The following is a 20667-nucleotide window of genomic DNA, read 5'->3' as shown; positions in this document are numbered from 1 at the left end:
GTCAGACTCCTTGCCAGCGCGGATGCAGGTGGCGGCCATCGAGACCGAGCAACGGGCCGTACATTTCCGGCCGGCGGTCGCGGTAGACGCCCCAGGTCAGGCGCTCCTCGCGGGCCAGGTCGAGGTCCAGCTCGCGGACCAACACGGCGGTCTCGTTGCGCCCGGCTTCGCCCAGCAGCGCGCCCTTGTGGTCGGTGATGAAGGATGAGCCGTAGAAGCGCATGCGCAGCCTGTCATCACTGGGCGCTACTTCCTCGCCGATGCGGTTGGCGGCCAGCACCGGCAGCAGGTTGGCGGCAGCGTGGCCGCGCTGGGCGGTCTGCCAGTGGTCGCGGGAGTCCAGCTGCTCGGCGCCCGGCTCGGAGCCAATCGCGGTGGGGAACAGCAGCATCTCCGCCCCTTGCAATGCCAGGCAGCGGGCAGTCTCGGGGAACCACTGGTCCCAGCAGATGCCCACGCCGAGGCGGCCGACGGCGGTGTCCCAGACGCGGAAGCCGGTATCGCCGGGGCTGAAGTACTCCTTCTCCTGGTAGCCGATGGCGTTGGGGATGTGCGTCTTGCGGTATACCCCGAGCAGGCTGCCGTCGGCATCAGCGACGGTCAGCGAGTTGAAGTAGGCGTTGCCGGCGCGTTCGAACCAGCTGATCGGCAGCACCACGTTCAGCTCTGCCGCCAGGCTGGCGAAGCGCTGCAGCAGCGGGCTGTCGTCATACGGCTGGGCCAGGGCGAGGTGGGAATGGTCCTGCTCGATGCAGAAGTACGGCGTGGCGAACAGTTCGGGCAGCAGGATCAGCTTCGCCCCTGCAGCCGCCGCCGCACGCACGTGGCGCTCGGCTTCGGCGAGGTTGCGCGGCAGGTCCCAGCTGCAGGAAAACTGCAGGACAGCGACGTTCAGCTTGCTCATCACAGGCCTCCGAGCGGCCAGGCCGGCTGCTGCTGGGTGATGCAATGCACGCCGCCTCCGCCGTGCGCCAGGTTATTGATGCGCACCGGCACCACCTCGCGGCCAGGGAACGCCCGGGCCAGCACCGCAGCGGCTTCGTCGTCGGCCGCGATGCCGTAGGCCGGCATGATCACCGCACCGTTCGCCAGGTAGAAGTTGGTGTAGGAGGCGCAGAACACTTCCGCCTCCGGGTCCACCGCCGCGCTGGCTTCGAACAGTTCGATCAGTTCGAAGGAGCGACCCTGGGCATCGGTGGCCAATTCCAGCGCGCGACGGTTTTCCTTGGCGACCTGGGCGTAGACGCTGGAGCTATCGTGGGTCGCATCCACCAGCAGCACGCCAGGACGGGCGAAGGCGCAAACGCCATCGACGTGGCCGTCGGTCATGTCACCGGTGACGTACTGCGGGTCGCCCGGCAGCCAGATGGTCTTGGTTACGCCCAGCAGGCGGGCGAAGATTTCCTCCATCTCGCGCTTGCTCACGCCGGGGTTGCGGTTGGGGTTGAGCAGCACCGATTCGGTGGTGATCAGCGTGCCCTCGCCGTCCACATGGATCGCCCCGCCCTCGTTGGACAGCGGCGTACCGAAGCAGTCGAGCCCGAGGTTATTCAGGATGCGCCGGCCCAGGCCTTCGTCCAGGGTGTGCCCGGACTTGCCGCCCCAGGCGTTGAAGCGCCAGCTCACGCCGGCCACGCCCTGCTGCGGATGGCAGACGAAGGTCGGCCCGGAGTCGCGGCACCAGCTGTCGTCGATGGGCAGCGGCACCAGCTCGACATTCGGCCCGCAGAGCTCGGCGGCGCGGGCGGCGGCGGACGGGTCCACCACCAGCTTCACCGGCTCGAAGCGGGCAATGGCATTGGCGACACGGGCGAAGTCTTCCTGCACCTGCTCCAGGGTGACGCGCCAGCCACCCTCCCAGAGCGGACGGTTGTGCGGGAAAGCCATCCAGGTCGCCGCGTGGTTGACCCATTCGGCGGGCATGCGCCAGCCGTTCTGCCTATCGTCATTGCGATGCATATTCGAACCTTCGGTAAGGAATTTTTATCGGAGGGAAAGGGTTAAGCGGCGCCTGGTGACAATGCTAGGCCTGTGAAAACGTCACAACAAACGATAGATTTTGCGCAAATCTGATTAGACGAACTTATCGATCATGCTCAAACACTGGCCACCCCTGAATGCCCTGCGCGGCTTCGAAGCCGCCGCGCGCCTGGGCAGCTTCCACAAGGCCGCCGAGGAGTTGCACCTCACCCAGTCGGCCATCAGCCAGCAGATCCGCAGCCTGGAAAGCTTCGTCGAGCAGCCGCTGTTCTATCGTTCCGGGCGCAGGGTCGCGCTGACCGACGCCGGTGCCGACCTGCTCAGCACCACACAATCGATGCTGCAGCAACTGGCCGTGGGCATCCGCCGCCTGGACCAGTACCGCAAGCCCAACCAGCTGGTGGTCAACACCACCCCGGCTTTCGCGCGGCACTGGCTGGTATCGCGCCTGGCCGACTTCCACGCACGCCACCCGCAGATCGACCTCTGGCTGCTGACCACCGACGAAACTCCGGAGATGGCCAGCCAGACCATCGACATCGCGGTGCGCGACGATCTCACGGCCCAGGCCGAGTGCCGCTTCCGCGTGCTGCTGGAGGATCGTCTCTATCCGGCTTGCCACCCTTCCCTGCTGACACAGCCGGAGCCTGCGCGCACCACGCTGCACGGCGAACGGGAAATGGACTGGGCGCACTGGCAGGTGCAGGGTGGTGCGGACGTGGGCCAACGCAGCGAGGGACTGAACTTCTCCGATCCAGGACTGCTGCTCGACGCTGCCAGCCAGGGGCTGGGTATCGCGCTGGTGAGTCAGTTGCTGGCCGGCGATGCCCGTAGCAAGGGCGTGCTCACGCCACTCAGCGAGCAGACCGTGCGCGGGCCGAACTGGTCCCTGCTGGTGCACCAGCAGAGCGAACGCAATGCGCAGGCGATGGGCTTCTGCGAGTGGCTATCCGCCGCGCTGGGTGTCTCGCTGCAGGGCGCATAACGCCTATGGCGTTATCCGCCAAGCCGGCGGATAACCCGTTCCGGGTGATTCGCCCTACGAAATTGCAGGAGCGGACCATGCCCGCGAAGCGCCGCCAGGGCCGGCGTTGGGAACCTTCCGCACCTTCGGGTTCTGGTGCCCGCCGGTAGGCCCTCTCCCTGAAGGGAGAGGGAGCTAGCACTGAGCACAAGGCGATATCGAAGTCAGCCGGCAGAACACAGCTGCTGCAGCTCATTCAGGACAGTCCCCTCTCCCTTCAGGGAGAGGGCTGGGGAGAGGGAAATCCCCACTCAAACCTCTCAGACAGCACCTTTCCCCTTCCTCAACCGCCCCCGTACCTTCTTCCCCTCCAGCGCACTCTCCCCCGCCGCCTTCACCAGCCGCTGGAAGGTCGGGCATTCAGCGTGACTGGGCGCCGGGCACGCCGCCGCATGGCGCAGCCCCCGGCTCATCGCGCGCAGGCGCTTGATGGTGGCATCCAGCTCGTCCGCCTTCGCCGCGAGCATCTGCCGGTCGATGTTGGTCCCGCCATCGCCGGCGAACATCGAGCGGATTTCTTCCAGGCTGAACCCCGCCGATTGTCCGAGGCTGATCAACGCCAACTGGTCGAGAATCTGCGGCGCGAACTGGCGGCGCGCGCCGGGCCTGGCGAGCGAGACGATCAGCCCCTTCTCCTCGTAGAAACGCAGGGTCGATGCCGGCACGCCGGAGCGCCTGGCCACGTCAGCGATATCCATGGAACACCTCTTGACTTCAAGTTCGCTTGAACTTGTAGGTTCACGCCAAAGGCCGTCGAGGTCAATCCACACACGGCCTTCCCCCTTTGCGTGCCACCTACGGAGAAGCCATGAAAACCATCGCCATCGTCTACCACAGCGCCAACGGCCGTACCGAGCGCATCGCCCAGACCATCGCCAGCGGCGCTCGCCGGGTGCCCGGCTGCGAAGTGCAACTGCTCACGGCGCAGGAGCTGATCGGGCAGCCACAAGCGCTGCTCGCCTACCACGGCCTGATCCTCGGCTCGCCGACTTACCTGGGCGGCGTCTCGGCACCGCTGAAAGCATTGATGGACGCCACCGGGCCGCTCTGGCGCCAACAGCAGCTGCGCGGGCGCCTTGCCGCCGGCTTCACTGTCTCGGCGCTGCCGGCCGGCGACAAGCAGTCGACGCTGATCTCGCTGTTCACCTTCTGCATGCAGCACGGGATGCTCTGGGCCGGCAACCCGATCCTTCCCGAACAGCATCAGGGAGTGCCTGAGCACGAAGCCGCCAACCGCCTCGGCTCCTGGTCCGGGCTGATGGCCCAGGCCGACAAGACCGCCCCGGACTTCTGCCCCGGCGACCTGAAGACCGCGAGACTGTTCGGCCAGCATTTCGCCGAAACCCTCAGCCGCCTTCAGCAGCCACAGCTCGAGCCCGCGCAGGAGGCCCACGCATGATCGCCCGCCGCTACGCCCCGCTGCTGTTCGCGCTGATCCTGTCCTGCGTGATGACCCTGCTGGTCTCCGGCCTCTCCACCTGGCGCGCCGTCGGCCTGGCCCCGGCCTTCGCCCGGCTCTGGCTGGGCGCCTGGCTCACCAGCTGGAGCATCGCCTTCCCGCTGGTGCTGACCATCGCCCCGCTGACACGCCGCCTCGTGGAGAGGCTGACCCGAGCGTAGGAGCGGACTGCGTCCGCGATGGCGTCCACCAAAAAGGAATCCCAGGTAACTCGTACGTAGGATGGCGTGGAGCGCAGCGATACCCGTCGACTCCGAGCGCCGGCAACATGGGCACCGCTGCGCTCCACCCATCCTGCAAAGAGATCTCTTCGACCCAGGTGCCTACGCCATGGCGGCCCGGGCCGAGCTACTCGCGCATTCCGTCCGCCAGACGGCAGAAGCCCTCGCGCACCGCGCCGTCGGTCGTGTACATGCCACCCGCGGTGGTGAAGATGTAGCTGACCTTGCTGCCCTTCCCGGCCTCCTCCACGACGATGCTCATGGGCGCCGTGCGGTTGCTCAGGATGACGCCCTGGTGGGCGTAGATTATGCCGCGCTCGTCGTCTGCGGTATCGATGGAGAAGCCTTCCTTCAGCAGCGTCTTCTGCGCGTTGTGGAAGGCCTTTTCGGGGGCCAGGTGCTCGAATACGACGCTGGAGTTGTAGGTCTTGCCGGCAATGAAACCACCCGAGGTGCTGAAGTTGTCTTCGCACTGGTTGCCGGTATTACGGTGCGCGCAGCCCTGCAACAGGGCGGCAGCGAGCAGAATCATCGTGGCTCGTCGCATCATCGTTCCTTGATCTCGTGGGGCCGCCATCCCTGCGGGTCTGCAGCGGCGAAGGGGTTTTATAAGCCGAGGGGACGGGCCCTGGCCAGACTTTTCCTCGTCCAGTGAGACAACCCGCACGTAGGAAATATCCCCTCATTCGCTCAAGCACGGGCGTTCACACCGTTCGTCCTGGCGTATCCCCGCAGTGTGCTCCGGGCCTGCGTGCGCAGCGCCCGGATACTCGTGGAGCGAAGCCTCCCGATCGCCAGGACCCGGGGCCCGCCACCCCTACCAGATCGGCAGGGTATAGCTGACGATGAAGCGGGTTTCGTCCATGTCGTTGCCGAAGCTGCTGCGGAAGGTGCTGTTGCGCAGCTTGAAGCCGACGTTCTTCAGCGCTCCGCTCTGCACCACGTAGCCGATGTCGGTATCGCGCTCCCACTCCTTGCCGTTGCCCTGCCCGTTCAGCAGGTCGATGTGGTCGCCGCGCAGGTAGCGCGTCATCAGGCTCAGCCCGGGCAGCCCGTAGGTGGCGAAGTTGAAGTCGTAGCGCAGCTGCCAGGAGCGCTCGTCCTTGTTGGCGAAATCGCCGATCTGCACGTAGTTGACCAGGTACGGGTCGGTGCCGGACAGGTAGGCGAAGCCGGTGTCGCCGGACATGCGCTGCAGGCCGAGGCCGAACGCCTGGTTGCCCAGCTTGTAGGTGAACATGGCGTTGAGCGCGTGGTTGTCGACGTTGCTGCCGCCATCGTCGGTGGAGCGCGCCCAGCGGATGTCGGACTTCAGCGACTGGCCCTCGGCGATCGGCAACGTGTGCACCAGGCTCACGTAGTGCTGGCGGTAGAGGTCTTCGAGGTTGGCATAGTGGTAGCTGGTGCTCAGCTGGCTGTTCCAGCGATAGGTGCCGCCGGCAAGGTTGAAGCGGTCGCCGGTGAGGTGGCTGCCGGCGACGATGTTGCGCTTGTTGCCGCGGGTCATCGACAGATCCTCGTTGTTCGAGGAGTCGCGCTGCTTCACTTCGCGCAGCTGGCCGAGCTGCAGGTCGAGGTCGTCGAGCTCCTTCGACTCCACCAGCGCGCCCTGGAAGGTCTGCGGCAGCAGGCGGGTGTCGTTGTACTGCACCACCGGCAGCTTGGGCAGCAGCGTGCCGACCTTCAGGGTGCTCTTGGACACGCGCAGCTTGGCGGTCAGGCCGAGGTCGCTGTAGTCATCGGCGGCGCGCTTGTCGCTGGCCGAGTACGGCAGCAGGCCGGAGCCGGAGCGGTCCGGGCTGGAGTCGAGCTTCAGCCCCAGCAGGCCGAGGGCATCGACGCCGACGCCAACGGTGCCGTCCGTGTAGCCCGATTCGTAGCGCAGCAGGAAGCCCTGCGCCCATTCCTCGGCTTTCGACTGAGCGGCGCCGCCCTGGCGGTAGTCGCGATTGAAGTAGAAGTTGCGCGTTTCGATGCTGGCCTTGCTGTCGGCGAGGAAATCGGCGAGGGCGAACGGGGGCAGCAGCGCCAGTCCGGAGACCAGCACAGGGAGTCGACGAGTATTCATTGTTCTTGTTTCTATCTACATGAGGTGTTGGCAAAACGCCGGGCCGATGTCGGCTGGCCCGGCACGGGAATGCGCGGGCTCAGACGACCTTTTCCAGCTCGGGTGCGGCTTCGAACAGGTCGGCGACCAGCACGTTCATTCGGTTTTCCTGTGAGTGGCGCCCTGCTCTTTCGCGAACGGCATCAGACCTGACCCAGTTGCTCGATCACACCCTCGGCCTTCAACTGCGCCAGGCGTGCGTCATCGATCCCCAGACGGCGCTTGAGCACCTCGTCGGTGTGCTCGCCGAGCATGGGCGCCGGGCGCTGGTACTCCACCGGGGTCTCCGACAGTTTCAACGGACTGCCGACCATGCGGAATGCCGGGTTCTGCGCATGGGGAATCGCCACCAGCATGTCGCGCGCGACCACCTGCGGCTCGTCCAGCGCGCGGCCGATGTCGTTGATCACGCCCACCGGCACCTTCATGGCGTGGATGCGCTTCACCCAGTTGTCGGCGGTGTCACCCTGGAAGTGCTCGGCCAGCTTGCCGACGATCACATCGCGGTTGCGCACGCGGTCGGCGTTGCGGGTGAAGCGCGGGTCCTTCGGCAACTCCGGCAGGCCGATGGCGTCGCACAGCGAGACGAACTGGCTGTCGTTACCGCAGGCGATGATGAAGTCCATGTCCTGCGCGCTGAACACCTGGTACGGCACGATGTTGACGTGGGCATTGCCCTGGCGGCCCGGCGAGCGGCCGGTGGCAAGGTAGTTCTGGCTCTGGTTGCCGAGCATGGCGACCTGCACGTCGAGCAGCGCCATGTCGCAGTGCTGGCCGCGGCCGGTCTTCTCCCGTGCCAGCAGCGCGGCCTGGATGGCGACCACCGAGTAGAGGCCGGTCATCACGTCGGATACGGCGACCCCGACTTTCTGCGGGCCGGCGCCGGGCACGCCGTCCTTCTCGCCGGTGATGCTCATCAATCCGCCCATGCCCTGGATGATGAAGTCGTAGCCGGGTTCCTCGGCGCGCGGGCCAGTCTGGCCGAAGCCGGTGATGGAGCAGTAGACCAGGCGCGGATTGACCTTCGACAGGCTGTCGTAGTCCAGCCCGTACTTGGCCAGCGAACCGGCCTTGTAGTTCTCGATCAGCACGTCGCACTCGCAGGCCAGCGCACGTACCAGCGCCTGCCCTTCTTCGGTGGCCAGATTCAGCGCCACCGACAGCTTGTTGCGGTTGGTGGACTGGTAGTACGCCGCCTCGGAGCTGTCCGAGCCATCGGCGGCTTTCATGTAGGGCGGGCCCCAGCCGCGGGTGTCGTCACCCACGCCGGGCCGTTCGATCTTGATCACCTCCGCGCCCAGGTCGGCCAGCACCTGGCCGCACCAGGGCCCGGCCAGCACGCGGCTGAGGTCGAGTACGCGGTATCCGCTCAAAGCACCCATCTTCACATCCTCACTGACGCGCTCAGGCGCGCTCGATAACCATGGCGAGCCCTTGGCCCACGCCGATGCACAGGCTGATCACCGCATAGCGTTGACCGCTGCGCTGCAGTTGTCGCGCCACACTCAGCGCCAACCGCGCGCCGGAAGCGCCCAGCGGGTGGCCGACGGCGATGGCGCCGCCATTGGGGTTGACCCGCGCATCGTCGAAGTCCACGCCCAGGCCGTGCAGGCAGCCGAGCACCTGGGAAGCGAAAGCCTCGTTGATCTCGATGATGTCCATGTCGGCCAGGGTCAGTTCGGCACGCGCAAGCGCCTTGTTGATCGCCTCCACCGGGCCGACGCCCATGATGCGCGGCTCGACGCCAACCGCCGCTGCCGAGAGAATCCGCGCCAGTGGCTTGAGGCCATGGCGCTCGCCCGCAGCGGCCGAGCCGATCAGCAGCGCGGCGGCGCCATCGTTGACGCCGGATGCATTGCCGGCAGTGACCACGCCGCCATCGAACAACGGCTTCAGGCGGGCCAGCGCGGCATAGTCGGAAGACGGACGCGGATGTTCGTCCTGCTCCACGACATTCGGCGGCGTCTTGCGCCCGGTGGGCACGCTGACCGGGAGAATTTCCTCGGCGAAGAAGCCGGCCTGGCGCGCGGCCTCGTAGTTGGCCTGCGAACGGGCGGCGAAACGGTCGGCCTGCTCGCGGCTGATGCCGAATTCGCGGGCCACGTTGTCGCCGGTCTCCGGCATGCTGTCGTTGCCGAACCCGGCGACGATCTTCGGGTTGGGGAAACGCGCGCCGATGGTGCTGTCGAACACGGTCAGGTCACGGCTGTACGCGGCCTCGGCCTTGGCCATGACGAAGGGCGCGCGGGACATGCTCTCCACCCCACCGGCGACGAACAGCTCGCCTTCGCCGCAGGTCACGGCACGCGCCGCGTCGATGACGGCGGCCAGACCGCTGGCGCACAGGCGGTTGACCGTCTGCCCGGGCACGGTGACTGGCAGGCCGGCGAGCAGCGCGGCATGGCGGGCGATATTGCGGCTGTCTTCACCGGCCTGGTTGGTGTTGCCGAGGATCACGTCCTCGATGGCATCGCCCGGCACCTGGGTGCGGGCCAGCAGTTCGCGGATCACCTGGGCGACCAGGTCGTCCGGGCGCACCGGCGCCAAGGCACCGGCGTGACGGCCGAAGGGGGTGCGCAGGCCGGCGTAGATATAGGCGTTGAGCATGGAAGTCTCCTTGAAAACGGTGACGCCGGGCCTCAGCCCAGCGCGGGCTCGGCGTGGCGCAGCGACAACCCCAGCGCGGCGCGGCGGCGCAGCCAGGGGCCGGGGCGGTAGCGGGCATCGCCGGTCAGGCCGGTCATGCGTTCGAGAATGCGCAGCAGGCGCGCCGGGCCGACGCTGTCGCCCCAGGCCAGCGGGCCCTGCGGGTAGCCCAGTCCACGGCGAACGCCTTCGTCGAGGTCGTCGACGCTGGCGATGCGCTGCTGGACGATGTCGCCGGCCAGGTTGACGATCAGCGCCAGGACGCGCTGGGCAACGAAGCCGACGCTGTCGTTGATGACCGTGACGCCGACGCCGTCAGCCGCCAGCAGCGCATGGGCAGCATCGCGCATTGCCGAGGAAGTCGCCGGGTTCTGCATCAGGCAGCGGTGGCGTTGCAGGTCCAGCAACAGGTCGATGCACAGGGTGCGCGCCGGGTCGGTGCCGAAGTGCTGGCAGGCAGTGGTCGCATCCACGCCATAGGGAGCGAGCAGGCACAGCGCCTCGCTGCTCGGCTCGGCGCCCTGCTCCAGGTTCGCGCCCAGAGTCTTCAGCAATTCGCCGAGGCGTTGGCGATCCGGGTCGTTCTCCGCGCCGATCCACACCGGCGGCAACGCCGTCACGCTCGGCACCGGCTGGGGCGCGGGCGGGTCGATCATCTTGCCGTCGGCGTAGCGATAGAAACCACGGCCGGCCTTGCGCCCGACGAAGCCGGCCTCGAGCATTTGCCGGGTCAGCGCCGCCGGGCGATAGCGCGGCTCCTGGTAGAACTGGTTGTAGATGGATTCGATCACCGGGTGCGAAACGTCCAGCGCGGTAAGGTCGAACAGCTCCAGTGGGCCCATGCGGAAGCCCAGGCCCTCGCGCAGGATGCGGTCGATGTCGGCCGGCTCGGCGATACCTTCCTTGAGCATCTGCAGGGCTTCGGTGCTGTAGGCACGGCCGGCGTGGTTGATGATGAAGCCGGGGGTGTCCTTGGCGCGGATGCCGCGATGGCCCATGCGCGTGGCCAGCGCTATCAGGCAATCGCCGACCTGCGGATCGCCGGCCAGGCCGTCGATGACCTCGACCACCTTCATCAGCGGCACCGGGTTGAAGAAGTGGAAACCCGCCACCCGCTGCGGGCGCTGGCAGCCACGGGCGATGCTGGTGACCGACAGCGACGAGGTATTGGTGGCAAGAATGCAGTCGGCGCTGACCACCGCCTCCAGCTCGACCAGCAGCGCCTGCTTGGCGTCCAGCCGCTCGATGATCGCCTCGACCACCAGGTCGGAATCCGCCAGCTCGCTCAGGGCCCCGGCGACCAACAGGCGGCCCAGGGTCGCATCGGCCTCTGCGGCAGTGATCTTGCCCTTCTCCGCCAGCTTGGCGAGGGTTTGCCCGAGGTGGGCGCGGGCGGCTTGTGCGGCGCCCTCTCGGGCGTCGAAGAGTTTCACCTGGATGCCGGCCTGGGCGGCGATCTGGGCGATGCCGCTGCCCATGACACCGGTGCCGACGATGGCGATGCGCTGGATGCGCTCGCTGCCAAACGAAAGGGTCATGTTCATTCTCCCAGGAAGCTGGCTTGGCGTTTTTCCAGGAAGGCGGCGGCGCCCTCCTTCTGGTCCTTCGAATCGAACAGCAGCTGGAAGGCCTTGCGCTCCAGGGTCAGGGCGCTGTCCAGCGGCAGGTCGGCGCCGGCGAGCATCACTTCCTTGATCTGCGCCACGGCCAGCGGCGGCAGCGCAGCGATCTCGGCGGCCAGTTCCAGCGCACGGGGCAGCGTATGGGCGTCTTCCACCACTTCGCTGAGCATGCCGATGGCCAGGGCTTCGGGCGCCTTGATCAGGCAGCCGGTCAGGGCGATGCGCATTGCCTGGAACTTGCCTACCGCACGGATCAGCCGCTGGGTACCGCCGGCGCCGGGCATCAGGCCGAGCTTCACTTCCGGCTGGCCGAAGCGCGCCGATTCACCAGCGACGATGATGTCGCAGTGCATCGCCAGCTCGCAGCCGCCGCCCAGGGCGAAGCCGTTGACCGCGGCGATCACCGGTTTCGGACAGCGGGAAATGGCTTCCCACAGCAGTTCGGTGTGCCGGCGGTACATCTCGATGGGGCTGGCCTGGGCGAACTCGCGGATATCCGCCCCGGCGACGAAACAGGCCTCGCCGCCGGTGAGCACCACCGCCCGCACCGCCGGGTTGTCACTGAGCGCGCGGAAATGTTCGGCCAGTTGCTGGCGCACGGCAGCGTTCAGGGCATTCTTGGCTTCCGGGCGGTCGATGCGGACAACCGCCACGCCATCGGCCCGGATATCGAGATGAACCACGTTGGTATTCATTGGAACTTCACCCTCACACTTGTTTCGTCTGACGAAACTACATTCCGTATTTTGATTTCATCATAGTGACACGTTATCCAGCCTGTAAACGGTGTTGTTCTGACCCGCCTCTAAAAGCCTTTGTTTACGGGGTCTTCAATATTTTTCAGGTGGCTTCTGTACGAAACCTCTCAGACCCATTACAATTTCGCCTGACGAAACTGTATTTTATTTTATTGATTTTCCGTGAATAGGGGTTCTACCATGCGCCGCAACAAGACGGAGATGGATTCGGCTGCGCCGACAAAAAACGAAGGTGAGATCGGCCTGCTGGAACGGGGTCTGTACGACCCGGCCACGGCACTGAGCGAAGAGGAAAACAGCGGCCAGTTCGTCACGGCCCTGGCCCGTGGCCTGGAGATCCTGCGTTGCTTCACGCCACGGGAAAACGTGCTGAGCAACCAGGACCTGGCCCGCAAGACCGACCTGCCCAAGCCGACCGTGACACGCCTGACCAATACCCTGATGCGCCTGGGTTGCCTCAAGCGCGAGGTGCACTCGGGCAAGTACCAGCTGGACGTCGGCGTGCTGGGCTTCGGCTACGCGATGCTGTCGAATCTGTCGATCCGCGCGGTGGCCCACCCGCTGATGGAAGAACTGGCCAACCACGCCCAGGCGGCGGTAGCCATGGCTGCCCGCGACCGCCTGCAGATGGTCTACCTGGACGTCGTGCAGGGGCAGGGAAACATGACGATGCGCCGGCAGATCGGCAGTTACCTGCCGCTGGCGGCGAGCTCGGTGGGCCGCGCGTGCCTCGCGGCGATGCCGGAGAACGAGCGGGAATTCCTGCTCGACCACATTCGCGAACGCGAACCGGAAAACTGGCCGGCCATCCGCAAGGGTCTGGACCGTGCCTTCAGGGACTTCACCGATTACGGCTATTGCCTGTCGATCGGCGAATGGCACCGCGACGTCAACTCCGTCGCCGTGCCCTTGGTACACCCGCAGTACGGGCTGCTGGCCTTCAACTGCGGCGGCCCGAGCTTCCAGCTGACCCGCGAGAAGCTCGAGGACGACATCGGGCCCCGCCTGATCAACATGGTCAACAACATAGGTGCCGCCGCTCGCTGAATCTCGGGTGACGGTGCCTCGCCAGACTGGCCCGCTCGCGGGCCTTGTGAGGAGTGCACATGATCCGAGACCCAGAAACGCTGCAGATACTTCTGGACTCCATCCACCAGTTCGTCGGCGAAGTGCTGATCCCGCGGGAGAACGAGGTCGCCGAGACCGATGCCATCCCCCAGGACATCATCGAGCAGATGCGCGAGATGGGCCTGTTCGGCCTGACCATCCCCGAGGAATTCGGCGGCCTGGGCGTGACCATGGAAGAAGAGGTGAACATCACCTTCGAACTGGGCCGCACCTCCCCCGCCTTCCGCTCCTACATCGGTACCAACAACGGCATCGGCTCCATCGGCATCCTCATCGACGGCACGCCGGAGCAGAAAGCCCACTACCTGCCCAAGCTCGCCAGCGGCGAACTGCTCAGTGCCTTCTGCCTGACCGAGCCGGACTCGGGCTCCGACGCCGCCTCGCTGAAGACCACCGCCGTGCGTGACGGCGACTTCTACGTGCTCAACGGCACCAAGCGCTTCATCACCAACGCCCCGCATGCCGGCATCTACACCGTGATGGCGCGCACCAACCCGGCGATCAAGGGCTCGGGCGGCATCAGTGCATTCATCGTCGAGCGCGGCACGCCGGGTATTTCCCTGGGCAAGCCGGACCACAAGATGGGCCAGAAAGGCGCGCACACCAGCGACGTGATCTTCGACAACGTGCGCATCCCCGCCAGCCAACTGATCGGCGGCCTCGAGGGCGTAGGCTTCAAGACCGCCATGAAAGTGCTCGACAAGGGCCGCCTGCACATCGCCGCGCTGAGCGTCGGCGCCGCCGAGCGCATGCTCGCCGACGCGCTGCAGTACGCCCTGGAGCGCAAGCAGTTCGGCCAGCCGATTGCCGAATTCCAGCTGATCCAGGCGATGCTCGCCGACAGCAAGGCCGAGATCTACGCCGCCCGCTGCATGGTGCTGGACGCCGCGCGCAAGCGCGACGAGGGCCGCAACGTCAGCACCGAAGCCTCCTGCGCGAAGATGTTCGCCACTGAGATGTGCGGCCGCGTCGCCGACCGCTGCGTGCAGATCCACGGCGGCGCCGGCTACGTCAGCGAGTACGCCATCGAGCGCTTCTACCGCGACGTCCGCCTGTTCCGGCTCTACGAGGGCACCACGCAGATCCAGCAGGTGATCATCGCGCGCAACATGATTCGCGAAGCCCAGTCCTGACCCCCACGGGGCGGGCGCGGGGCCACTCCCCCACGCCCGCCAGCAGGATTCGTACGCACGCTTACCGAGGACCGGTCTACCGGCCCGCCAACAACTACAACAGGTAATTCGTTCATGGAAAACACTGCTTCCGCCACGGCGGCGACAACCGCCACACAGAGCAGGACCTGGATACTGGTCTTCGCCTTCTGCTTCCTTGGTCTGCTGATCGACGGCGCGGACCTCATGCTGCTCTCCTACAGCCTCACCAGCCTCAAGGCCGAGTTCGGCCTGAGCAACCTCCAGGCCGGCAGCCTGGGCAGCGTCACCCTGGCCGGCATGGCCTTCGGCGGCATCTACGGCGGCTGGGCCTGCGATCGCTTCGGCCGGGTCAGGACCGTGGTCTGGACCATCGTACTGTTCTCCGTCGGCACCGCCGTGCTCGGCCTGACCCACAACTACTGGCAGTTCGCCGCCGCACGCTTCGTTGCCTCCCTCGGCCTGGGCGCCCTTTACGTGGCCTGCAACACGCTGATGGCCGAATACGTGCCGACCAAGTACCGCACCACCGTGCTGGGCACCCTGCAAGCCGGCTGGTCGGTGGGCTACATCGTCGCTACCCTGCTGGCCGGCTGGATCCTGCCGGACCACGGTTGGCGCTACCTGTTCTATATCGCCATCATCCCGGTGGTGCTGGCGGTGGCCATGCGCAAGCTGATCCCCGAGCCCGCCGCCTGGGTCCAGGCGCAGGCCGAACGCCAGCAGCGCAAGGCCGCCGGCCCGTCGAGCCAGCCCGCCGCGCCCCGGCAGAACGCCTTCCGGCAGATCTTCAGCGACCCGCGGGCCAGCCGCATGTTCCTGTTCTGGGCGCTGACCGCCGGCTTCCTGCAGTTCGGCTACTACGGCGTGAACAACTGGATGCCGTCGTACCTGGAAACCGAGATGGGCATGAACTTCAAGGCGATGACCGCCTACCTGGTCGGCACCTACGCGGCGATGATCCTCGGCAAGATCCTGGCGGGTGTCGCCGCCGACTGGTTCGGCCGCCGCACAGTGTTCTCCTTCGGCGCCCTCGGTACCGCGGTGTTCCTGCCGGTGATCGTGCTGTTCCACAGCCCGGAGAACATTCTCTGGATGCTGGTGGTGTTCGGCTTCCTCTACGGCATCCCGTACGGCGTGAACGCGACCTACATGACCGAGAGCTTCGCCGCCGCCTTCCGCGGCACGGCAGTGGGCGGCGCCTACAACATCGGGCGCATCGGCGCGGCCATCGCCCCGGCGGTGATCGGCTTCCTCGCCACCCAGATGTCCATCGGCGTGGGCTTCCTGGTGATGGGTGCGGCGTACTTCATCTGCGGCGTGATCCCCGCCCTGCTGATCCGCGACAAGCAGTTCGACCCGCAGCAGGAGTGACCTGAAGGCCGCTCCAGCGCCTGCAAAAACGCCCGGTGCCGTGCACCGGGCGTTTTGCTTTGCGCGCAGGAAACGCCGCCGCCATGAATCGCAGGCAAAAAAAAGCCCCGCCGAAGCGGGGCTCTTTCGTCAGCGGAGTCGATTAGACAGCGCGAACTTGTTCAGCTTGCGGGCCTTTCTGGCCGGCAGTCACAACGAAGCTGACCTTCTGGCCTTCGTCGAGGGACTTGTAGCCGTTGCCTTCGATCTGACGGAAGTGAACGAATACGTCCGGGCCGCTTTCCGGGGTGATGAAGCCGAAGCCCTTCTCAGCGTTGAACCACTTGACGATGCCGTTTTGACGATCGGACATGATGTTGTCTCCTAAAAGAATGCTAAAGGCCGGCCGAATGCCGACCGGCGATGAGCTGAATGCGTAGTGAAGAGGTGCCGAGGAGATGGAGCATCTTGTAGAAGAACATCAAGTCGCGGAACTCGTTACTGGGCAGGCAGCCCATGCAGAATACAGGGTCTGGCGACGATTCATAGCTTTTTTTCACGACCCGTGGCGATTTTGACAAATGGTCGAGCAATTCGGGCGCAATTTGGGAAACCCGTGTAGGCTGGCCGGGCCGGTTTGGCGCCCATCGCACAGGTGACTTCATGACTGATTCACAGCTGGATCGCGAACGTTCGGAGCTCGATGAAAAGATTGCCGCTTTCCTCTCCCAGGGCGGGGAAATCCAGGAGATCCCCGTTGGCCAGCTGGCGGTGAAGGTCGAGCGAAAGTCGCAATGGGCGAAATCCGAAGGCAAGAAGCCAGCGTCCTGACCAATGAGCGCTGAAAAGAACTCCGCCACGGCGGGGTCTTGCATTTCAGTGGCAGGACGGCCGGCGCCAGTTCCCTTGTAAGGGTCGGTCTTGCCCGCGCTCGCGCGCAGGGCGCGTTGCTACGGATACTTCAGGCTGCGCGCCTCAGTGACCGAGGTAATGATTCGACAGCCAGTTCAGCGCCCTGCCCGGCCGCGTCAGCGCATCGATGAAACTTGGCCCCCAGAAGCGGATGTCGTTGGCCTCCAGCACGGCGTACATGTCACGGTGGCGTGCCTGGCGCTCCTTAAGCGGCATGCGCAGTGCCTGCAACATGGCGTCGGCCAGCGCATCGCGGTCATGGGGATTGATGATCAGCGCACCGCCCAGCTCGGCGGCGGCGCCGGCGAACTGGGAGAGGATCAGCACGCCGGGGTCGTCCGGGTCCTGGGCGGCAACGAACTCCTTGGCCACCAGGTTCATGCCATCGCGCAGCGGCGTCACCAGGCCGATCCGCGCATGGCGCAGCACCATGGCGATGTCCGAACGCTGGTGATTGCGCGCCACGTAACGCAGCGGCACCCAGGACACGGCGCCGAAGCGGCCATTGACGTGCCCCACCCGCGCGCTCACGGCGGCGTCGATGTCGGCATATTCGGGGATGTCCTGGCGGCTGCCCGGTGATATCTGCAGGCAGGTCACGCGGTTGTGCCAGTCCGGGTTGCGCTCCAGGAAGCGCTCGTAGCCGTCCAGGCGATTGACGATGCCCTTGGAATAGTCGAGCCGGTCCACTCCCACCATCAGCGCGCGCTCCCCGAGGCTGTCACGCAGGTCCTGCGCTGCCTGGCTCTGCGAGGCTTCCTCGGCCAGCCGGCGGAAACCGGCGGCGTCCACGCCCACCGGGAACACGCCGACGCGGAAATGCTGGTCCTCCAGGTGATAACGCCGGCCATCGGGCGTCGCCGCGCCGACCACGCGGGTCAGGTAGCGGGCGAAGTTACTGGCGTCGTTCTCGGTCTGGAAACCGATCAGGTTGTATTGCGTCAGCGCACGGAACAGTTCGTCGTGGTGCGGCAGCGCGGTGATCAGGTCCGCCGGTGGCATCGGGATGTGCAGGAAGAAGCCGATGCGGTTGGCGTGGCCGCGCTGCCTCAGGGCCGAGGCCAGGGGAATCAGGTGGTAGTCATGGACCCAGAGGACGTCGTCCTCTTCCAGCAGCGGGCTCAGGCGCTCGGCGAAGAACTCGTTGACCCGCTGGTAGCCGCCGAACTCGGCCTCGTTGAACTCGGCCAGGTCCACCCGGTAATGCAGGATGGGCCAGAGCACGCGGTTGGCGAAGCCGTTGTAGTACTCGTCGAAGTCCTGCGGGTGCAGGTCGGTGAGGATGTACTGCAGATTGTCGCGCTGGACCATGCTCGGCGGCCCGGGTTCCTCGGCCTTCTCGCCGCTCCAGCCGAACCAGATGCCCTGGCGGTTGCGCATGGCAGCCTCGACCGCCACGGCCAGTCCGCCGGGCGCCGGGCCGTTCTCATCGGGTATCGCGACCCGGTTGGAGATCACCACGAGGCGCGGCATAGACCTTCCTCCCAACCGATGGAAAGGCGCATGGCGGAGTTGATCAGCCCGGCCATGGAATAGGTCTGCGGAATATTTCCCCACAACTCCCCGGTGTGCGGATGCAAATCTTCCGAAAGCAGCCCGTAGCGGTTGCGCGCAGCGATCAGCTGTTCGAACAGCTGGCGCGCCTCGTCGGTGCGGCCGATGGCGGCCAGCGCATCGAGGTACCAGAACTTGACCACCAGGAAGGCCGTTTCCGGCACGCCGAAATCGTCCGCCGCGGCGTAGCGCAGCATCTGCCCGTTGACGTTGAGCTCGCGGCCGATGCACTCGACGGTGGCGATGAAGCGCGGGTCGTCGGCCTCGATGATGCCCAGCTCGTTCATCAGCAGCACGCTGGCGTCGAGGTCGTCATGGCCGAAAGCGCCGGTGAAGCACTGCTTCTTCTCGCTCCACGCCTGGGCGAGGATGCGTTCGCGCAGGTTGGCGGCCTTGTCCATCCAGCTGCCCGCCTCGTCGCTACGGCCCAGGCGCCGGGCGATGCGCGCCACGCGGTCGCAGGCGACCCAGCAGAGCAACGCGGAATGGGTGTGGATGCGCTGGCGGCCGCGGTACTCCCAGATGCCTGCATCCGGCTCGAAGGCGGCATGCACGGCCTTGGCGGCGAGGTTTTCCAGCAGTTGCAGCATGCCTTCGCTGCTGGGGTTGGGCAGGCGCTCGTCGACGAAGCTCTGCAGCACCGCCAGGGCCACCGAGCCGAACACGTCGTGCTGGTTCTGCTCCACGGCCTGGTTGCCGACGCGCACCGGTGCGTGATTGAGGAAGCCCGCCAGGTCCGGCTCGACGCGTTCGGTGAGGTCCTGGTTGGGAATGATCCCGTACAGCGGCTTGAGCACCGCGTCGCCGCTGGCGACCGTGGTGATGAAATCGATGTAGCCCTCCATCGTCCGTGTGGCACCCAGGCGGTTCAGCGCGAGGATCACGAAGTAGGCATCGCGCAGCCAGCAGTAGCGGTAGTCCCAGTTGCGCTGCGAATCCGGCGCCTCCGGCACCGAGGTGGTGGCGGCGGCGATGATCGCCCCGGTGTCCTCGAAATTGCACAGTTTGAGGGTAATGGCCGAGCGGATCACCACGGGCTGCCATTCGAAGCAGATGGCCAGACCGCGTACCCAGTCGTGCCAGTGGTTCTGCGTGCGCTTGAGGTAATCGCGGACCACTTCGCCCGGGGCATTGCCCAGCGGCTCGTCGAGGCCGATCACCAGGCTCACCGGGTGGCGCAGGGCGAACGGCGTTTCATGCTGTATGTAGGCCAGCGGGGCGTCGGTGGTCAGGCGCAGCGGCTCCTCGCCTTCCAGGTAGCGGATATGGCTGGAGCCGGCAGCGCCCTTGCTGGGCTTGCCATAGCCATGGGTGGGACGGACACGCAGCGTGATCTTCGGCACGCCCTCCATGGGCTCGATCAGTCGGCACAGCTGCGCCGGGCGGTAGATGTGACCGTGTTCGAGGAAACGCGGGGCGAAGTCGGTGATGCGCACCGCGCCGCCGTTGTCGTCGCGCAGCACAGTGGTGATGATCGCCGTGTTGCGCTGGTAGTCGGAGGTACTGCTGACCTGGTTTTCCAGCACCACGTCGGCAAAGCCCTTTTCGTCATCCCCCGCCAGCAGCCGGGAAAAAGCCGGGTCGCTGTCGAAGTTGGGGTAGCACCACCAGACCAGTCGTGCCTGTGGATTCACCAGTGCAGCCACCCGGCAGTTGCCGATCAGGCCCAGTTCCAATGCACCTTCGTGCCGGTTCGTCATCAGTGATTTCCTCCTGCTTGTATCAGTGCTGCACGGACCTGCTCCGCGTCGCTGAACACCGCGCTGGCACCGGGCAACGCGCGCCCAACCGAGAGGCCGAGGCCGCCCAGGGTCGGCATCAGTGCGATGGCGGGTTCGTCGGTGACGTCGTCGCCGATGTACAACGGCAGGCGTCCGGCAAAGCCCGGCGTGCGCAGCAGGCGCTGGATCGCCTGGGCCTTGTCGACGCCTTTGCAAACGACTTCGTAGACCTGTTTGCCGTTGAGCAACCGCAGCCCGGCGCCCTCCGGCGCGCGCAGCAATGCCTGCAGCTCGACGCGCAGTTCTGCAGCGAGCGCAGGTGCGGCGCGGTAGTGCAGCGCGTAGCTGCTGCCCTTGTCCTCGGCCAATACCCCGGGATGCCGGTTCGCCAGGGCGCTCAACTGCACCCGCACGCAGGCGGGCAGGTCCTTGGCCGTGCGGCGCAAGGGGCTGTCGGCGGTCTCGCGCCAGTGGGCGCCATGGCCTCCGCTGGCGGGCAGGCGCACGGGTTGCAAGAGCCGGTCGAGTTCTTCGACCGGGCGGCCGCTGATCAGGGCCAGGGCACCGCCGAGTCCGCGATGCAGGCGTGTGAGCGCATCGAGCAGCCCGGGCGGTACGACGACCGCGTCGGGTGATTCGGCGATGTCCAGGAGGGTTCCGTCGACATCCAGGAACAGTGCGGTCTGCTGAGGTCGGCTGAGCCAGAGGTTCAGCAGCGCAGTGGCTGAGGCCTCGCTATGCGGGACCATGGCGGTGTCGACAGGTCCCCTGGGTTCGGGACGTGACATGAGCCATTTCTCCGTGTTCAGGGCGTGCCGCGCGGCCGTGGGTAGCCGGCGCGGACGTGAAAGGGAGTCCAAGGACCCTAACATGTGGGACCACGAGGGTCGACCTCGGGTTTCACCTGTGTGTCGGACTGGAAGGCGCAGGCCAGAGCCCACAGGCGCGGCGCGACAGACTGCCGGATCAGCGCAAGGTATCCGCTGCGCATCTCCATGGGATTTCCCTGACAGATGAACTGGAATCCTCTG

General features: G+C 66.2%; 20 protein-coding genes. 7 read left to right on the top strand and 13 right to left on the bottom strand.

From position 1 onward, the window contains the following. Position 1 precedes the first annotated feature (1 nt). Positions 2–904, bottom strand: a complete 903-nt coding sequence (gene aguB / locus MJ122_RS12790) for an N-carbamoylputrescine amidase (RefSeq protein ID WP_239744430.1) — start codon at positions 902–904, stop codon at positions 2–4. Beyond that, the gene (locus MJ122_RS12785; RefSeq protein WP_239744429.1) at positions 904–1959 is read right to left on the bottom strand and encodes an agmatine deiminase family protein; all 1056 of its coding nucleotides are present in this window, start codon (positions 1957–1959) and stop codon (positions 904–906) included. Before MJ122_RS12785 ends, aguB begins: the two co-directional genes overlap by 1 nt. A gap of 133 nt (positions 1960–2092) precedes the next feature. On the opposite strand from MJ122_RS12785, the gene MJ122_RS12780 reads away from it, so the two are divergent. After that, on the top strand, positions 2093–2965 hold the full coding sequence (locus MJ122_RS12780) for a LysR substrate-binding domain-containing protein (protein ID WP_239744428.1): 873 nt from the start codon (positions 2093–2095) through the stop codon (positions 2963–2965). A 299-nt stretch (positions 2966–3264) separates the two neighbouring features. Here MJ122_RS12780 and MJ122_RS12775 read toward each other — a convergent pair whose 3' ends face one another. Further along, positions 3265–3702: a helix-turn-helix domain-containing protein gene (locus MJ122_RS12775; RefSeq protein ID WP_239744427.1), complete on the bottom strand. Its 438-nt coding sequence runs from the start codon at positions 3700–3702 to the stop codon at positions 3265–3267. 110 nt (positions 3703–3812) lie between these two features. On the opposite strand from MJ122_RS12775, the gene MJ122_RS12770 reads away from it, so the two are divergent. Both MJ122_RS12770 and MJ122_RS12765 read left to right on the top strand, forming a co-directional pair. Next, the gene (locus MJ122_RS12770) at positions 3813–4403 is read left to right on the top strand and encodes a flavodoxin family protein (protein ID WP_239744426.1); all 591 of its coding nucleotides are present in this window, start codon (positions 3813–3815) and stop codon (positions 4401–4403) included. Beyond that, positions 4400–4624, top strand: a complete 225-nt coding sequence (locus MJ122_RS12765; protein WP_239744425.1) for a DUF2798 domain-containing protein — start codon at positions 4400–4402, stop codon at positions 4622–4624. The genes MJ122_RS12770 and MJ122_RS12765 overlap by 4 nt, the downstream gene beginning before the upstream one ends. A gap of 187 nt (positions 4625–4811) precedes the next feature. Here the strand turns inward: MJ122_RS12765 and MJ122_RS12760 are convergent, their stop codons facing one another. The 6 genes from MJ122_RS12760 to MJ122_RS12735 form a co-directional block, all read right to left on the bottom strand. Then, positions 4812–5216 carry a hypothetical protein gene (locus MJ122_RS12760; protein ID WP_088421723.1) on the bottom strand — a complete coding sequence of 135 codons (405 nt, stop codon included), beginning with the start codon at positions 5214–5216 and terminating at the stop codon, positions 4812–4814. Between the two features lie 285 nt (positions 5217–5501). Next, positions 5502–6752 (bottom strand): OprD family porin, encoded by a 1251-nt coding sequence (locus MJ122_RS12755; protein WP_239744424.1) that lies wholly within the window; start codon positions 6750–6752, stop codon positions 5502–5504. A 182-nt stretch (positions 6753–6934) separates the two neighbouring features. Then, positions 6935–8173, bottom strand: coding sequence for a CaiB/BaiF CoA-transferase family protein (locus MJ122_RS12750; protein ID WP_239744423.1), 1239 nt, complete (start codon positions 8171–8173; stop codon positions 6935–6937). Positions 8174–8195: 22 nt separating this feature from the next. Continuing rightward, positions 8196–9398, bottom strand: coding sequence for a 3-oxoadipyl-CoA thiolase (locus MJ122_RS12745; protein ID WP_239744422.1), 1203 nt, complete (start codon positions 9396–9398; stop codon positions 8196–8198). A gap of 32 nt (positions 9399–9430) precedes the next feature. Next, positions 9431–10981 (bottom strand): 3-hydroxyacyl-CoA dehydrogenase, encoded by a 1551-nt coding sequence (locus MJ122_RS12740; protein ID WP_239744421.1) that lies wholly within the window; start codon positions 10979–10981, stop codon positions 9431–9433. Continuing rightward, positions 10978–11754, bottom strand: a complete 777-nt coding sequence (locus MJ122_RS12735) for an enoyl-CoA hydratase (RefSeq protein ID WP_239744420.1) — start codon at positions 11752–11754, stop codon at positions 10978–10980. Before MJ122_RS12735 ends, MJ122_RS12740 begins: the two co-directional genes overlap by 4 nt. A 243-nt stretch (positions 11755–11997) precedes the next feature. Here MJ122_RS12735 and MJ122_RS12730 point away from each other — a divergent pair, with 243 nt between their 5' ends. From MJ122_RS12730 to MJ122_RS12720, 3 genes are all read left to right on the top strand, one after another. Then, positions 11998–12864, top strand: a complete 867-nt coding sequence (locus MJ122_RS12730; RefSeq protein WP_017518408.1) for an IclR family transcriptional regulator — start codon at positions 11998–12000, stop codon at positions 12862–12864. A gap of 59 nt (positions 12865–12923) precedes the next feature. Then, positions 12924–14078 (top strand): acyl-CoA dehydrogenase family protein, encoded by a 1155-nt coding sequence (locus MJ122_RS12725; RefSeq protein ID WP_088421717.1) that lies wholly within the window; start codon positions 12924–12926, stop codon positions 14076–14078. 114 nt (positions 14079–14192) lie between these two features. After that, positions 14193–15470 carry an MFS transporter gene (locus tag MJ122_RS12720; RefSeq protein ID WP_239744419.1) on the top strand — a complete coding sequence of 426 codons (1278 nt, stop codon included), beginning with the start codon at positions 14193–14195 and terminating at the stop codon, positions 15468–15470. 142 nt (positions 15471–15612) lie between these two features. Here the strand turns inward: MJ122_RS12720 and MJ122_RS12715 are convergent, their stop codons facing one another. Further along, the gene (locus tag MJ122_RS12715; protein WP_017518411.1) at positions 15613–15822 is read right to left on the bottom strand and encodes a cold-shock protein; all 210 of its coding nucleotides are present in this window, start codon (positions 15820–15822) and stop codon (positions 15613–15615) included. A 290-nt stretch (positions 15823–16112) separates the two neighbouring features. Between MJ122_RS12715 and MJ122_RS12710 the strand changes: the two genes are divergently transcribed. After that, the gene (locus MJ122_RS12710) at positions 16113–16280 is read left to right on the top strand and encodes a hypothetical protein (RefSeq protein WP_239744418.1); all 168 of its coding nucleotides are present in this window, start codon (positions 16113–16115) and stop codon (positions 16278–16280) included. A 144-nt stretch (positions 16281–16424) separates the two neighbouring features. On the opposite strand, the gene otsA is transcribed toward MJ122_RS12710, so the two are convergent. From otsA to otsB, 3 genes are read right to left on the bottom strand one after another with little or no spacing between them, the layout of a single operon-like run. Continuing rightward, on the bottom strand, positions 16425–17834 hold the full coding sequence (gene otsA / locus MJ122_RS12705) for an alpha,alpha-trehalose-phosphate synthase (UDP-forming) (protein WP_088421715.1): 1410 nt from the start codon (positions 17832–17834) through the stop codon (positions 16425–16427). Beyond that, the gene (locus MJ122_RS12700) at positions 17816–19615 is read right to left on the bottom strand and encodes a glycoside hydrolase family 15 protein (protein ID WP_017518415.1); all 1800 of its coding nucleotides are present in this window, start codon (positions 19613–19615) and stop codon (positions 17816–17818) included. The genes otsA and MJ122_RS12700 overlap by 19 nt, the downstream gene beginning before the upstream one ends. After that, positions 19615–20424, bottom strand: coding sequence for a trehalose-phosphatase (gene otsB, locus MJ122_RS12695; protein WP_239744417.1), 810 nt, complete (start codon positions 20422–20424; stop codon positions 19615–19617). The genes MJ122_RS12700 and otsB overlap by 1 nt, the downstream gene beginning before the upstream one ends. Positions 20425–20667: the final 243 nt, after the last annotated feature.

This window comes from Pseudomonas sp. DP-17, assembly GCF_022380625.1.
Taxonomy (GTDB): domain Bacteria; phylum Pseudomonadota; class Gammaproteobacteria; order Pseudomonadales; family Pseudomonadaceae; genus Pseudomonas; species Pseudomonas nitroreducens_A.
This window is presented reverse-complemented; position numbering and strand designations above follow the sequence as displayed.

What these genes read in the sequence shown, in the direction of transcription:
- aguB (WP_239744430.1), bottom strand. Translation starts at nt 904, where the DNA reads ATGAGCAAGCTGAACGTCGCTGTCCTGCAGTTTTCCTGCAGCTGGGAC.
- MJ122_RS12785 (WP_239744429.1), bottom strand. Translation starts at nt 1,959, where the DNA reads ATGCATCGCAATGACGATAGGCAGAACGGCTGGCGCATGCCCGCCGAA.
- MJ122_RS12780 (WP_239744428.1), top strand. Translation starts at nt 2,093, where the DNA reads ATGCTCAAACACTGGCCACCCCTGAATGCCCTGCGCGGCTTCGAAGCC.
- MJ122_RS12775 (WP_239744427.1), bottom strand. Translation starts at nt 3,702, where the DNA reads ATGGATATCGCTGACGTGGCCAGGCGCTCCGGCGTGCCGGCATCGACC.
- MJ122_RS12770 (WP_239744426.1), top strand. Translation starts at nt 3,813, where the DNA reads ATGAAAACCATCGCCATCGTCTACCACAGCGCCAACGGCCGTACCGAG.
- MJ122_RS12765 (WP_239744425.1), top strand. Translation starts at nt 4,400, where the DNA reads ATGATCGCCCGCCGCTACGCCCCGCTGCTGTTCGCGCTGATCCTGTCC.
- MJ122_RS12760 (WP_088421723.1), bottom strand. Translation starts at nt 5,216, where the DNA reads ATGATTCTGCTCGCTGCCGCCCTGTTGCAGGGCTGCGCGCACCGTAAT.
- MJ122_RS12755 (WP_239744424.1), bottom strand. Translation starts at nt 6,752, where the DNA reads ATGAATACTCGTCGACTCCCTGTGCTGGTCTCCGGACTGGCGCTGCTG.
- MJ122_RS12750 (WP_239744423.1), bottom strand. Translation starts at nt 8,173, where the DNA reads ATGGGTGCTTTGAGCGGATACCGCGTACTCGACCTCAGCCGCGTGCTG.
- MJ122_RS12745 (WP_239744422.1), bottom strand. Translation starts at nt 9,398, where the DNA reads ATGCTCAACGCCTATATCTACGCCGGCCTGCGCACCCCCTTCGGCCGT.
- MJ122_RS12740 (WP_239744421.1), bottom strand. Translation starts at nt 10,981, where the DNA reads ATGAACATGACCCTTTCGTTTGGCAGCGAGCGCATCCAGCGCATCGCC.
- MJ122_RS12735 (WP_239744420.1), bottom strand. Translation starts at nt 11,754, where the DNA reads ATGAATACCAACGTGGTTCATCTCGATATCCGGGCCGATGGCGTGGCG.
- MJ122_RS12730 (WP_017518408.1), top strand. Translation starts at nt 11,998, where the DNA reads ATGCGCCGCAACAAGACGGAGATGGATTCGGCTGCGCCGACAAAAAAC.
- MJ122_RS12725 (WP_088421717.1), top strand. Translation starts at nt 12,924, where the DNA reads ATGATCCGAGACCCAGAAACGCTGCAGATACTTCTGGACTCCATCCAC.
- MJ122_RS12720 (WP_239744419.1), top strand. Translation starts at nt 14,193, where the DNA reads ATGGAAAACACTGCTTCCGCCACGGCGGCGACAACCGCCACACAGAGC.
- MJ122_RS12715 (WP_017518411.1), bottom strand. Translation starts at nt 15,822, where the DNA reads ATGTCCGATCGTCAAAACGGCATCGTCAAGTGGTTCAACGCTGAGAAG.
- MJ122_RS12710 (WP_239744418.1), top strand. Translation starts at nt 16,113, where the DNA reads ATGACTGATTCACAGCTGGATCGCGAACGTTCGGAGCTCGATGAAAAG.
- otsA (WP_088421715.1), bottom strand. Translation starts at nt 17,834, where the DNA reads ATGCCGCGCCTCGTGGTGATCTCCAACCGGGTCGCGATACCCGATGAG.
- MJ122_RS12700 (WP_017518415.1), bottom strand. Translation starts at nt 19,615, where the DNA reads ATGACGAACCGGCACGAAGGTGCATTGGAACTGGGCCTGATCGGCAAC.
- otsB (WP_239744417.1), bottom strand. Translation starts at nt 20,424, where the DNA reads ATGTCACGTCCCGAACCCAGGGGACCTGTCGACACCGCCATGGTCCCG.